General features: G+C 30.4%; 10 protein-coding genes. 2 read left to right on the plus strand and 8 right to left on the minus strand.

The genetic code is table 11. The features are described 5' to 3' along the window. Nucleotides 1-166 precede the first annotated feature (166 nt). Nucleotides 167-475 carry a metal-sulfur cluster assembly factor gene (locus HMPREF3046_RS06410; protein WP_002448080.1) on the minus strand — a complete coding sequence of 103 codons (309 nt, stop codon included), beginning with the start codon at nt 473-475 and terminating at the stop codon, nt 167-169. 117 nt (nt 476-592) lie between these two features. On the opposite strand from HMPREF3046_RS06410, the gene HMPREF3046_RS06415 reads away from it, so the two are divergent. After that, on the plus strand, nt 593-1,414 hold the full coding sequence (locus HMPREF3046_RS06415) for a Cof-type HAD-IIB family hydrolase (RefSeq protein WP_070717695.1): 822 nt from the start codon (nt 593-595) through the stop codon (nt 1,412-1,414). An 82-nt stretch (nt 1,415-1,496) separates the two neighbouring features. Next, the gene (locus HMPREF3046_RS06420) at nt 1,497-2,819 is read left to right on the plus strand and encodes a CoA-disulfide reductase (protein WP_070717697.1); all 1,323 of its coding nucleotides are present in this window, start codon (nt 1,497-1,499) and stop codon (nt 2,817-2,819) included. A 40-nt stretch (nt 2,820-2,859) separates the two neighbouring features. On the opposite strand, the gene HMPREF3046_RS06425 is transcribed toward HMPREF3046_RS06420, so the two are convergent. The 7 genes from HMPREF3046_RS06425 to HMPREF3046_RS06455 all read right to left on the minus strand — a co-directional run bounded on the left by HMPREF3046_RS06425 (nt 2,860) and on the right by HMPREF3046_RS06455 (nt 13,379). Beyond that, nucleotides 2,860-3,261, minus strand: coding sequence for a YisL family protein (locus HMPREF3046_RS06425; RefSeq protein WP_070717700.1), 402 nt, complete (start codon nt 3,259-3,261; stop codon nt 2,860-2,862). Nucleotides 3,262-3,387: 126 nt separating this feature from the next. Continuing rightward, nucleotides 3,388-4,293 carry a fumarylacetoacetate hydrolase family protein gene (locus HMPREF3046_RS06430; RefSeq protein WP_070717701.1) on the minus strand — a complete coding sequence of 302 codons (906 nt, stop codon included), beginning with the start codon at nt 4,291-4,293 and terminating at the stop codon, nt 3,388-3,390. Between the two features lie 125 nt (nt 4,294-4,418). After that, nucleotides 4,419-8,084 carry a helicase-exonuclease AddAB subunit AddA gene (gene addA, locus HMPREF3046_RS06435; protein WP_070717704.1) on the minus strand — a complete coding sequence of 1,222 codons (3,666 nt, stop codon included), beginning with the start codon at nt 8,082-8,084 and terminating at the stop codon, nt 4,419-4,421. After that, nucleotides 8,077-11,565: a helicase-exonuclease AddAB subunit AddB gene (gene addB / locus HMPREF3046_RS06440; protein ID WP_070717706.1), complete on the minus strand. Its 3,489-nt coding sequence runs from the start codon at nt 11,563-11,565 to the stop codon at nt 8,077-8,079. Before addB ends, addA begins: the two co-directional genes overlap by 8 nt. Before the next feature lie 128 nt (nt 11,566-11,693). Continuing rightward, complete coding sequence (gene lepB, locus HMPREF3046_RS06445; protein WP_070717708.1) at nt 11,694-12,260, minus strand: signal peptidase I; 567 nt, start codon at nt 12,258-12,260, stop codon at nt 11,694-11,696. Between the two features lie 14 nt (nt 12,261-12,274). Further along, on the minus strand, nt 12,275-12,799 hold the full coding sequence (gene lepB / locus HMPREF3046_RS06450; protein WP_070717710.1) for a signal peptidase I: 525 nt from the start codon (nt 12,797-12,799) through the stop codon (nt 12,275-12,277). 4 nt (nt 12,800-12,803) lie between these two features. After that, nucleotides 12,804-13,379, minus strand: a complete 576-nt coding sequence (locus tag HMPREF3046_RS06455; protein WP_037555865.1) for a TVP38/TMEM64 family protein — start codon at nt 13,377-13,379, stop codon at nt 12,804-12,806. Between the last annotated feature and the right edge of the window lie 439 nt (nt 13,380-13,818).

Below are 13,818 nucleotides of genomic sequence, written 5' to 3' on the forward strand. Positions count from 1 at the left end.
CAATTGTGTCATTTCTTTTTTACTCATTTAAAAATAAAATTGTCACATTCTCATATATTAAAAAAAGAGTAGAAGAAAAATTCATCCCCTACTCTCTATTAAATATTGTATCTAGCTCTTCATAATAAATAGCTTATACAATTAATGTTGTCGAGCTCACTTAAATTTATCCAACGCCTAATGCGATTTTTGCATATCTAGACATCATATCTTTATTCCATGGCGGATTCCAAACAATATTAACTTCTGTATCTTGAATCTCTGGAATTTCGGCTAATACTGTCTTAATTTGATCGATGATTTGTGGTCCAAGTGGACAGCCCATAGATGTAAGTGTCATTTCTACAGTACATAATCCTTCATCATCAACATTTACTTTATATACTAAACCTAAATTAACAATGTCTATGCCTAATTCAGGGTCAATTACCATTTCCAAAGCGCCAAGGATACTATCTTTTAATGCTTCTTCCATTAGTATCACCTCTCAATAATTATCTTTACACTAATATATCAAATATCCGACAAAACGCCAATAAAATGCTATGATACAATAAACTAATATTTATGAATCGCATGCAAGGAGATATTTATGAAACCTTATTTAATTTGTTTAGATTTAGATGGAACATTATTAAATGATAATAAAGAAATTAGCGGATATACAAAAAAAGTTTTAACTTCCTTACGAAAACAAGGTCATTATTTAATGATTGCAACTGGACGTCCTTATCGTGCAAGCCAAATATATTATCATGAACTTAATATGAATACACCTATTGTTAATTTTAATGGTGCCTACATTCATCATCCAAAAGCAGATGACTTTGAAACCAAACATGAGGTATTAGATGTAGATATCGCTAGAAGTATTATAGAGGCACTTCAAAAAGCTAATGTTACAAACATTATTGCTGAAGTTAGAGACAGTGTCTTTATCAATAATCATGATCCTCGATTATTTGAAGGTTTTTCAATGGGCAATCCTAAAATTCAAACAGGCAATTTATTAGAAAAACTTGATGAATCTCCAACTTCCATATTAGTGGAAGCTGAAGAAGTTAATATCACACGTATTAAACAAATGTTAACTCGTTTTTATGCTGAAAATATTGAACATCGTCGTTGGGGTGCACCTTTTCCTGTTATTGAAATCGTAAAACGAGGTATTAGTAAAGCTCGTGGCATTGACTATGTTAAATCATATTTAAATATAGATTCTTCTAATATTATTGCATTTGGAGATGAAGATAATGATTTAGAAATGATTAAATATGCTCAATACGGAATTGCTATGGACAATGGTTTAGATGATTTAAAACATATTGCTAATTATATCACTTATTCCAATAACGAAGATGGAATTGGGCGTTACTTAAATGAATTTTTCAAACTAGGACTACCTTATCAATAATAAAAACGAGAGTATTTAAAGTAAGATTCTAAAAATTATAATTGTATCTCACTTGTTTACTTCTTAGTTATGGAGGATATGTATGGCTAAAATTATTATAGTTGGTGCTGTGGCTGGGGGCGCAACATGTGCAAGTCAAATTCGTCGCTTAGATAAAGAAAGTGACATTATCATTTTTGAAAAAGATCGAGATATGAGTTTTGCTAATTGTGGTTTACCTTACTATATTGGACATCTCGTTTCTGATCGTCATCAAATATTACCTATTACACCAGACATTTTTAAAGAGAAGAAAAATATTGTAGTTAAAACACATCATGAAGTAATTGAAGTAAACGATCAACAACATGTCGTACGTGTATTAAATCATCAAACTGGCGAAACATTCGACGAAACTTATGACAAATTAATCTTAAGTCCTGGCGCTAGTGCGAATACTCTTGGATTTATTAATGATTTTACTTTCACTCTAAGAAATGCAGAAGATATGGACCAAATCGATCAATATATTACTCATCATAAAGCTAAGCGAGCATTAGTTGTCGGTGCTGGTTACATTTCATTAGAAGTATTAGAAAATCTTTATCAACGTGGTCTTGATGTGACATGGATTCATCGTTCAGATAAAGTCAATAAATTAATGGACCAAGATATGAACGCAGCGATTTTTAGCGAAATTGAGCAAAGAAACATTTCATATAGATTAAATGAAGAAATTGAATCAATTCAAGCGCATACTGTTTATTTTAAATCTGGTATACATGAAGATTTCGATATCATTATTGAAGGTATAGGAACTCATCCTAATTCATTATTTTTACGTTCATCAAATATTCATATAGATAAAAAAGGTTTTATTCCTGTTGATGATTGCTTTAAAACAAATATACCTGATATTTATGCTCTAGGTGATGTCATCACCTCACACTATCGCCATGTAAATATGAATGCTCAAGTACCTTTAGCTTGGGGCGCTCATCGTGCAGCAAGTATTATAGCAGAACAACTCTCAGGTAATGAGAATATTACATTTAAAGGTTTTCTTGGTTCAAATATTGTAAAATTTTTTGACTACACTTTTGCGAGCGTAGGAATAAAACCTGAAGAATTAAATCTATTTAATTATGAGATGGTTGAGATTACGTCTGGTGCACACGCAGAATATTACCCAGGTAATACACCCTTACACTTACGTGTCTATTTTAATAAAGATAATAGACAATTATTACGCGCCGCAGCAGTTGGAAAACAAGGCGCCGATAAACGTATTGATATTTTATCAATGGCTATGATGAATCAACTTACAGTAGATGAATTGGCTGAATTTGAAGTTGCCTATGCCCCTCCTTATAGTCATCCTAAAGATTTAATCAATATAATTGGTTACAAAGCACGCAATATATAAAAAGGATCGTTTGAGTAGACACTCAAACGATCCTTTTTACTTAACTTAAACCGAACAATTTAGATAATGGGCCCCATGGTAAGATAATTCCAAGAGCCATAGTAATAATAATTAAAATAATTGTTGCCCAAAATAAGCCATGACTAGGTGCATGTTTTTTTCTTTTAGCTAATGATACTTCCATTAAAGCAACAACACCTAAGCCACATAACATTTTTAAAGTAAGGAGCATGTGGTTGCCACCCTCACCATGACTCGCTGCCATAAACTCTTTAATTAATTCCCAAAATCCTGAGAATAATGTAAGGAGCATAAAAACTCTAAGCCCCATATGTAATGATTTAAAAGTTGGTGTTGGCCCTTGTGATTTTGAAATGTGTAAAAATGCAATAATGTATAACACAATGGTTAAAACCCAACTCACAATATGCATATGTAACAAGACTTGATTACCTCCAATATTTATAATCTCTTTCTCTCAATTATCATAACACATTACCACTTTTTAAGTCTTAAAATTTAAAAAGGAGAGAAGCGTTAGCTTCTCTCGCTTTAAACATAACTAGCATTATTGTTTAGCAATATAAGTTGTCAAAGTACCAATATTATCAATAGTTACTTTAACTTCATCGCCTGGTTGTAAGAATTTAGGTGGTTGTAATCCAGCTCCTACACCTGCTGGGGTACCAGTTGCAATGATATCACCTGGATGTAAAGCAACATATTTAGAAATTTCTTGAATTAAGTCATCAATTTTATTAATCATTTGACTCGTATTTCCATCTTGGCGAATGTCATTATTTACTTTAGTGACAATATTAACATTTTCTGGAGTAGGTAATTCATCTTTAGTAACAATATAGGGTCCCATTGGGCAACCACCTGTTAAACTTTTAGATAAGAATGCTTGATCTTGTGCATTTTGAGCAGTGCGGTCTGTAATATCATTAATAATGGTATAGCCATAAACATAATCCAGTGCTAAGCCTTTAGGAATCTTTTCACCATATTTACCGATAACAATTCCTAATTCACCTTCGTAATCTAACTGATCTGTAATATCTTTATGATTAGGAATTGTTGCGTTATCACCAGTTAAAGAAGAAGCTGCTTTAGTGAACACATATAAACGTTGCACTTCATGATTTAATTCAGAGGCATGATCTTTATAATTACGACCAAAAGCAATAACATTATTCGGTGGTGTTACCGGAGGTAAAAATTTAATATCATTAAATGAGAATTTATACTGATCTGCTTTTCCACTATTTTCAACAGCTACTACTGCTTTACGTACTTGTTCTTGGAAATCAAGTGTTTGGTTTTGTTGTAAACCTTCAAGTAACGTTTGTGGATGGAAGTCTCCTTCACCAAATTCAGCAAAAATTTGTTTTAAATCCCATACAGCGTCTTCACGCTTTACTTTAACGCCATATGATTCAGCGTTATTGTATTTGAATGATAAAAATTTCATTCATTATCAACTCCTCATCTATATCTTATTCATATTATAACTTTAATTATTAATAAATAACAAATATATATGTCTGAAATTTTAGAAATTTGACGCATCTTTTCTAAAATAAAATAAGCTCCATATTATAAAGTATCTTCAATGCTCATCTCACCGAATTGGAAGAAATATAAATAGCCGTTCACTCTTTTATTTAGTATTGTTTCTAAGGTGTTTTTGTAATATTTCATTTGAATTTTATACTTATCACGTAATTGTATTCCAATTTCTCGATCTGTCAGCCCTCTTCTTCGATTAAAAGCGTCTGTTTTGTAATCTACAAAATAATATTGATTATCTTTAATAAAAATCAAATCAATCATACCTTGGATAATGGAGACATCTTCATCTAAATCTGATATTTCATCTACACGTGCTTGGTTAACTACAAATGGTAACTCTCTATATACTTCATCAGCTTGTGCAATTTTCATATATAAGTCACTACGAATAAATTCCATAATTCTTTCAAATTGGATATCTTTTTTAGCGTCTTCTTCAATAATGTGTTTATCAATTAACATATGAATATAGTCATCTAACTCTGTTTCAGTTAATCGTTGTTCTCTAAATGGAAGATGCTGCATAACGGTATGCATCAATGTACCAATTTCATTAGCTTTACGTTTTCTTTCTTGTCTTAAGAATTTAGGACGTTCATAAGTATAAGCACCAATGCGATATTGCCTTACTCTATCGTAACTTGTTCCATCTTCTTTAGTTTCTAGTTGACGTTTTAATTCAGATACAGATTGTTTTGACGGCTTTTGAGTATTTTTTATAAATGGATACTTAAACGTTAATTGATGAATCATTTGTTGTTCATTTTCTTTATTATTCGGAGCCTCTTCTTCAATATCATTGATAGTTCGAGGTAATGTCTCATTTGAATCACTTATTAAAGATAAATCATCAAAATGAATGATTTTCAAATTTACATATGGTTTCAAACTGTCATCTAATTGATTGATAGATGTCTCAAATTGATAATCAGATGTGATAGATTGAGATAAGTGTTTCGCTAAAATACTATATACCAGATTAAAAGGTCGTTCTACTGATAATCTTTTATGAAGGGCAATGAGTTGATTTGAAATAGGCAAACGTTCATACTTTCTTAATTTTTCTTCTTTATCTACCGTTCCGATTAGAATGAGCTGTTCTTTTGCACGAGTTAATGCCACATACATTAAACGCATCTCTTCAGAAATCAATTCTTTTTCTGTTAACGCTTTAACAACTACAGATGAAAGTGATGGGTAAGAAATATTGTCTGTTAAATCATAGTACTCCATTCCTAAACCATATTTTTGATTTAATACTAAAGGTTTCCGAATATCTTCTTTATTAAAATTCTTAGAAAGACCAGAATAAATAACATATGGGAACTCTAAACCTTTACTACTATGAATTGTCATCATTCGAACTACATTATCATTAGGGCCTATCACATTTTCTTCACCAAAATCTTTTTTACGATCTATCAATTCATCGATAAATCTTATAAATTGATAAAGTCCTCTAAACGTAGAATTTTCAAATTCTATTGCTTTATTAAACAATCCAAAAAGATTAGCACGTCTGCCTTTACCACCAATTAGTCCACTAAAATATTGAATGACATAATGATCATTATAGAACTTATCAATTAACTGATACACAGGAAGTGTTTGCCCATAATCTTGATATAAATGTATATCTTCAATAAAACGACGTAATTTATCCACTAATTGTGCGTTAGCTTGATCATATTTTATATAGTGTAAAATTGATTGATAAAAGTAATCATCGTTTGAACTGACTACTCGAATTTCAGCAAGTTCATCTTCAGTAAATTGATAAATAACAGAGCGCATTAAACCAACTAGATAAATATCTTGCAATGGATTGTCAATCGTTCTAAGAAACGATAGTACTAGTCGTACTTCCGTTTGTTCAAAATAACCTTCCTTACTATTAACATGGAACGGAATATTATTATCTTTAAATACTTTTTGCAAACGTCTAGCATTACTCATTCCACGTTCTAAAATAACAATATCTTTATAAGTTGCTTTACGGTAGGCATTATTTTTCGCATCATAAACGAGTTTATTGTCAAGGATATGCTTTACTTGTTCAACTACATAATATGCTTCTTGTTCTTGTCTATCTAAGTTTGTGGCCTCATTTTCAGATTTAATAAGCGCATGCAATTCGAGTGGCATTGGTTTTTCTGGATAATAATGAGCTCCGAAATATAAACGTGCATCAGCATCATAATTAATTTCTCCCACTGCTTCATCCATCATATGATCAAAAAGATAATTAGTCGTTGAAAGTACTTCCTTTCTTGACCGGAAGTTATTAGATAAGTCAATTCGAAGTCCCGTTTGTTGCCCTTCTTTAGTGAATCGATGATATTTACCCATAAACAATGTAGGATCCGCTTGCCTAAACTTATAAATAGATTGCTTTACGTCTCCCACCATAAATAAGTTGCCATCTAATTCATCACCACGTTTGATAGTAGATATAATTGCCTCTTGTACTTGATTGGTATCTTGATATTCATCAATAAGTATTTCTTCAAATTGATGACGATAATCTTTAGCGATAGTAGAAGGAGTCCCTTTTTCATCTGTTAATATTTGTAAGGCAAAATGTTCATAATCTGCAAAATCTAGTACATTTCTACTACGTTTTTTCTTAGCAAAATCATTAATAATATCTTTAATGATTTGAACTAAATATTTTATTCGAGGCGCTAACTGTTTCATATCTTCTTTAAGTTCATCTACTGAACGCATTAAATATTTATTTTTTACATTTTGAATGGTTTCATTATATTCTTTATAGAAAGATTTAATATCTTCAAGTGTCTCTAAATCTTCATTTTCTTTTTTTATTTTTGATGACATTTGTGGAAACTTTTCAGGTGTATGATTAAGAAGTGCATCTCTATTCAAAACACCATCTTCTAATATTCTTTGGCATATCATTTTCTCTCTTTGGACAACTTCTAAATGTTTTTCAACAGCATTACAATGGGATAAAAGATTTTCTGCTTCAAGAAGTGAGTCAAATGCTGCTTTCATATATATTTCAGAAAGTAGTTTTAATTCTTTAAGGTAGTCTTGTTGCTTCTCATCATTCTCGTAAGGATCGACTAATGAATCTAACCATTTAAATGGTGAAGGATTAGCTATACTAAAATAATAAAATCGCTTTAAAATTTCTCTAAATCTATCGTCATTTCTATCATTTGATAGTTGTTCGACTAAAGTCAAAAATTCAATGTCAGGATCTTCATAATGATGTTCTAGTACTTCATCAATTGATTGTTCTAATAAAAGTATATTTTCTACTTCACTCATCGTTCTAAAATTAGGGTCTAGTTGGATAACATCATAATGTTGTTGAATCACTTTTAAACAAAAACTATGCAGTGTAGAAATTTGAGCCTGATGTATTTTTATACGTTGACTTTTTAAGTGTTCATTCTTAGGATCCTCTAATGAAGCTTGTTGAATACGTTGTTCTACACGATGTTTCATCTCTCTAGCACTTAAGTTCGTAAATGTCACTACAAGTAATTTATCAACATCTACTTCATCTCTTAAGATTTTTTGAATAATACGTTCAACTAGAACAGCTGTTTTTCCTGAGCCAGCTGCTGCTGCAACTAGTATATCTTGCCCTTTTGCATAGATACTGTTCCATTGTGCCTCCGTCCATTGTGCATCTTTAGGTTTTATCGGAATATTATTCATTGTCCTCACCGCTTTCTAATTCGACCTCTTGAATTACTTGAATTGGATTAATCGATTCATCTACATGACGATAATGTCTACTATCAATAAGACTATCTACGTGACATACTGACTGGAAACTACAAAATTCACATGGTAATTTGTCTTCAAATTTAAGTGGAGCTACTTCTGTGTGACCATCCATAATATTTGAGGCAGTCTCAATAAAATTATTTTTATTGTGTTGAATAAATTTATGAATCGTTGTTTCATCAGCAACTTGACTTCCTCGTGCACTAATACCTCCATCTTTTTTCAATGTCACAGGTACAATATCTGATTTAGATATCTCGTTAAGTCTTATATCCATAGCATCTATAACTTCAGCATCACTATTGATTAATCCTTTTAATTTATATTCTTTTAAAATAGCTTGATTAATATTTTTTTTATTTAATGCCTCTTCAGTTAAATCGCCCCATTTTTCAAATTTCAAGCGTTCATCATGAATGTGGAAATATAACAATCCACCTGGTTTAACCTCTGAACTTAAACCAAGTCGCTCTGAATTTTGTAATACGATATCCATATACGTCATCATTTGCATCTGTTTACCATAATAAACTTTTTTCAAATTTAAATTGGCGCTATGATTAGATGATTTATAATCAATAATATTTACAAAACTTGTATTATTTTTTGTATAGGCATCAATACGATCGATTTGTCCACGAATATTAATCGGTATCCCTTGTGTCGTCGTTAAGGGATGTGCAATTAACTCTTCTTCAGTTCTTGGTTTCTTTCTGAAAACAGTTTCAAAACGTTTTGGTCTAAATTTAGTATTTTCATTTTGATAACGAAGTGCTTTTAACGTACTTTCAACAATGACACCTATACGTTTAGATACATAACGATAATATGCATTGGAATCCATTAAATTAAATTGCACTTGTGGTAAGACATGTTGTAGAGCTTCTTCTGTAAGGGCATGGATTTTTTGATTATCCAGTTGACTAAATTCTCCATTTACTTTATCCGAAATATATTTTAAAGCATTATGAAAAATATTACCTAAATCAAAATTTTCAAGTTGATATTTGGTACGTTCATTTAAACGAAGGCCGTAAGTAGCATAATGTTGGAATGGGCAATCATTATAACCTTCAAATCGTGAAACACTAGCATTAATAGACGTTCCATATAATGCTTCTGACAATTGTGGTGTAAGTTGAATCGTTTCATTATCATATGTTAATGCTGTTAATAAATAGTTTATACTGTCATTTAATTCTTCATTTTCACTTATAACTTTATAAGCATCAAGCCACGTATCTGCTACCGCTTCTTCTTCCAACCACGATTTCAATGCTTCAAACAAATGAATTTTAGTTTGATGTGGATGTTCCATTAATGTAAGAGGATCAGCATGATGAAGATAATGAATATTTTTGATATCCAAATTACTGAACAGTACTTGGATTTGATTTAAAAATGGACTTTTCTCTTTTTCATCTCCTTGCATCCCCATAAGACTATATGAAAAAGTCATTTGTTCACATGCACGTGTCATAGCAATGTAGCATACAAATGCTTCATCCATTTGTAAGATATCAGAGGTTGGACTTAATTCAACACTTCCCCGCTCCTCTAACAAACGTTTTTCTTCATCGGTGATTAAGCTTGAAGATGACATGGGCTGTGGCATCACTCCATCATTCATCCCAACCATATAAACGTGTTTTTTATTATCAACCTTTGCTAAATCCATAGTCCCTATGCTCACTTGATCCAATGTTTGGGGAATCATTACAAATTCGAGTTGTTCAAGTCCAATGTCAAATACTTCTAAGAATCGATTTAAACTCATTTCTTCTTCTTCAAATACTGTGACTAAATCATCTAGTATTTGTATTAATCCATTCCATAATTGGTCAATTTCTTCTGCCTTCTCATGGTCCCCTTTTAAATCTAGTTCATCACGATGGGCCATTAAATGTTTAGGTAAATCAAAAGCTTCCATTGTTTCATAAAATGCAGTTGCATAATCTCTAACATTTGTAGAGTGCAGCATGGCCTGCTCAAAACGAAGTACTTTATTAACAACATCATCCTTTAAGCGTACGACGTCTTCAAATGCTTCTTTTTCTTCTTCAGTTAATTGATGCTCTTTACGTCCCATTTTTGTAAAATTATCGATATTAAACAATTTATCATCTAACCATTTTTTACCGTAAATACCTCGTTCAATGACAAAGTTTTCTAATAGATCAATTAAGTAACTACTATTTTTAAATTGATTAGATAAAATATTGGTTTTAAATAGTCTCATCATTGAACTAAGTCCCATATTAGTTTGAATCACTTCTAATAAAGAACGTATCATTTCCATTATAGGATGATGTGTCATTGATTTTTTAGTATCAATATTATAAGGAATATCGTATTGTGGCAAAATAGATTCAAATAGATAGGCATATGTTTCATCTCTATATAAAATTGCAATATCTTGATATCTAAAGTGTTTGTCACGTGTATCTTTAATAATACGTCGTGCTATTTCATTAACTTCTTCTCTCATATTCGATGACTCGAGTAAATCAATATAACCATGTGATTGAGTTGGATTAACTTGAAGTGCGTCAAATTGTTGTTCTAATTGTAATAAATCCTTATTTTTGAAACGATATGGTGTTGTAAAATAATGTTCATTTAAAGGTATATGTAATTCATTTGCAATTTCTTTTAAGTGAATAATTACTTCAGAAGGTTTTCTAAACATACTAAAGTGATCTTCATTACCATCTGTAGTTAATAATACAGTAACTTGTTTAGCATTTTGTACTAATGCTTTAATAATTTGATATTCAAGTGTTGAAAAGTTATAAAATCCATCTATATAAATATCAGCATGCTTAATCCACTCAGATTTGTGCATAATTTCAATAAAATAATTAAGACTGTCTTCAGCAGTAATAAATTCTCCATTTAATCGTTCTTCAAAATAATGGTAAATAAGCGAAATATCTTCTAGTTTATGACGGGTTCTTGTTTGTATTTCATTATCTTCTAAAAACGAATCAATTTGATGAGGTGTTACAGAGTATTTCTTAAAATCTTGGATTTGTTCACTTAATTTTTCACTAAAACCATAATAATCTGCTTGAGATTGATATAATTTCATTTCTGATTTGTGTTGTTGAACGATATTAAATATCATCATTTCAATAGCTGCTTTAGTTAAACGTGTTTCAGTTAATCCTCCGAGTTCTTGAAAGATTCTATAACTCAAACGCTCAAAATGTAAAACTTCTGTTCTTAAACTTCCATTTAACTCTCGATCATTTACGAAAGATTGCTCCAATTGAAACGTACTTTGGGTAGGCGCAATTAAAATGATAGGATCTCCAAGAGGATTTTCTTTCATTTGTTGTTTAATATTTTTAATCATATGATACGATTTACCGGTACCAGCTCTTCCAAGATATGTATTTAATTCCATTATCTACACGCTCCTTTACACTCATTTTACCACGGAACATACGTTCTTAAAAAGTGAAGTAGATAAAATAAAAGTAGAATGCGAATTCACCTGAATTGACATTCTACTTTCATTTTTAAATTAATATCTTACTTATCTGGATTAAAATTAAATTTAAAATCATTTAATGGCCAAAATCTAAATGATACTTTACCAACGATTTGTTGTTTATCTATTAATCCAAACGCTCTACTATCTTTACTAACTTCACGGTTATCTCCTAACACTAAATATTTATTTTTAGGAATAACATTAGAGTTAGGTTTAGCGTTAAGAAGGTCCTTAGTCTCAAAAGATCCTGTAATGTACTCTCCTTGTTTATGTTTTTCATTATAGTCTAAGTAAGACTCATTTACTTTTTTTCCATTAATATATAGCTGATCTTTTTTATATGTCACACTATCTCCTGGTACGCCTATCACTCTTTTAACATAGTCATCAGATTTATTAGCATGGAAGACAATAACATTTCCTTTTTTTATATTCCCTACCTTATAACCTAAAATGTTAACCATTACATGTTGTCCATCTTTTAATGTTGGATCCATTGAGTCGCCTTTTATTGTATAGGATTTGGCAACAAAAGTGACTACAAGCCATACGAGCAATAAACCTACAACTATCGCAACAATCCATTCTGTTATTTCTTTTTTCAAATATAACACCTCATCTATTTATTAAATTCATAGTTGAATGATCTAAAAGGATAATACCTTAGACATACATTTCCTATAACATCACTTTTTTTAATTAATCCATATCTTCTCGAATCAGTTAATGTATTACTATTATCATTCAACACTAAAAATGAGTCAGGTGGAATAATATCCCCATCAGTATTTTCCAAATCTCGTAATGCGAAATCATTAATATCTCTATTTTTAGCATAATATTTATTCACTTGTCTATCATCTTTATATAATTTGCCTTGTCTTATTTCTATCGATTCGCCTGTTTTACCAATAATACGGCTAAAATGAATTTGGTTATGATGACGATACATGATAACATCGCCTTCATTTAATAAATTAAATGTCACTTTCAATTTATTAATCATTATATAATCATTTTTATTTAGAGTGGGTGCCATTTCATTAGTATGAACAATTGTGCTTCTTAGTAAAAAAATTTGAATAAACATCACAAAAATAATTGCTAAAATAATGGATATACTTGTACTTATAATTCGACGCAAAATGTCACTCCTCATGTGTTCCCATAAAATGTTTTTCAACTCTTTTTCCAATAAACCATATGACTATAGTAACAATAATTAAAATAATTGCTCTTATAGGATGAGTTAAAAAGGTAGTCACTTCTCTACCCATCACCGCTAAAAATGATATGGAAATAAGCTTTGAAAATAATAAAATAATAAAATAATTCTTCATTTTAATATGAGAAAAACTAGCTACAAAGTTCACTACTGTATTAGGTGTAAATGGAAAACACATTAATATAAAAATAGGAACAAGTCCTTGTTTATCTATAAAATGTGTGAGTTTTTTCACACCTTTTTTTGCTTTAACTCTTTGCATAAAAGATGTATCAACGAATTTCCTACAAAAATAAAATACAGTAAATGTTCCAGCGACGATCCCTAACCAACTAATAATAGTTCCTGTAATAAAACCATAAATATGAACATTTAAGATGACATAGAGAGTTAAAGGAAAAACAGGAATTATAGCTCTTAAATAGAGAATAATAAAACCTGCAAAGTATCCTAATTGTTGTAACACATTAAACCAATGTTCAATTTGATGAAACACTATATCATCAAATCCTTTCTTGAAATTTCATCATTCTCTATTGAGTATAAAATTATTTTACACTCTTTTCTTAAAAAAACTATTAATTCACTAAGAAATCAGTCACAAGTACTAGATAACAGATTTAACATTAGTCATATTAATCTTTTAAAAAAGAATGAGATTGAATTCACAACGAATTCAATCCTTTTCTCTTGACCCCATCTTACGTTAAACAAAAACTTCTTTTTATGAAAGTCTATATGCTAAAAAAGATTGATATAAGTATATATTCAATTGAGTCATTGACTGCCAATATATTAAAAATGCCTAAGACAGCTCATCGTGTCCTAGGCTTTAAATGATTATTTTATTTAAATTTATGTTGATATTATAAACGTTCTTCTAATTCTTTTTTCTTATCCTCATAACCTGGTTTACCAAGTAAAGCAAACATATTTTG

Source organism: Staphylococcus sp. HMSC070D05 (assembly GCF_001815595.1).
In the GTDB taxonomy this organism is placed as follows: domain Bacteria; phylum Bacillota; class Bacilli; order Staphylococcales; family Staphylococcaceae; genus Staphylococcus; species Staphylococcus hominis.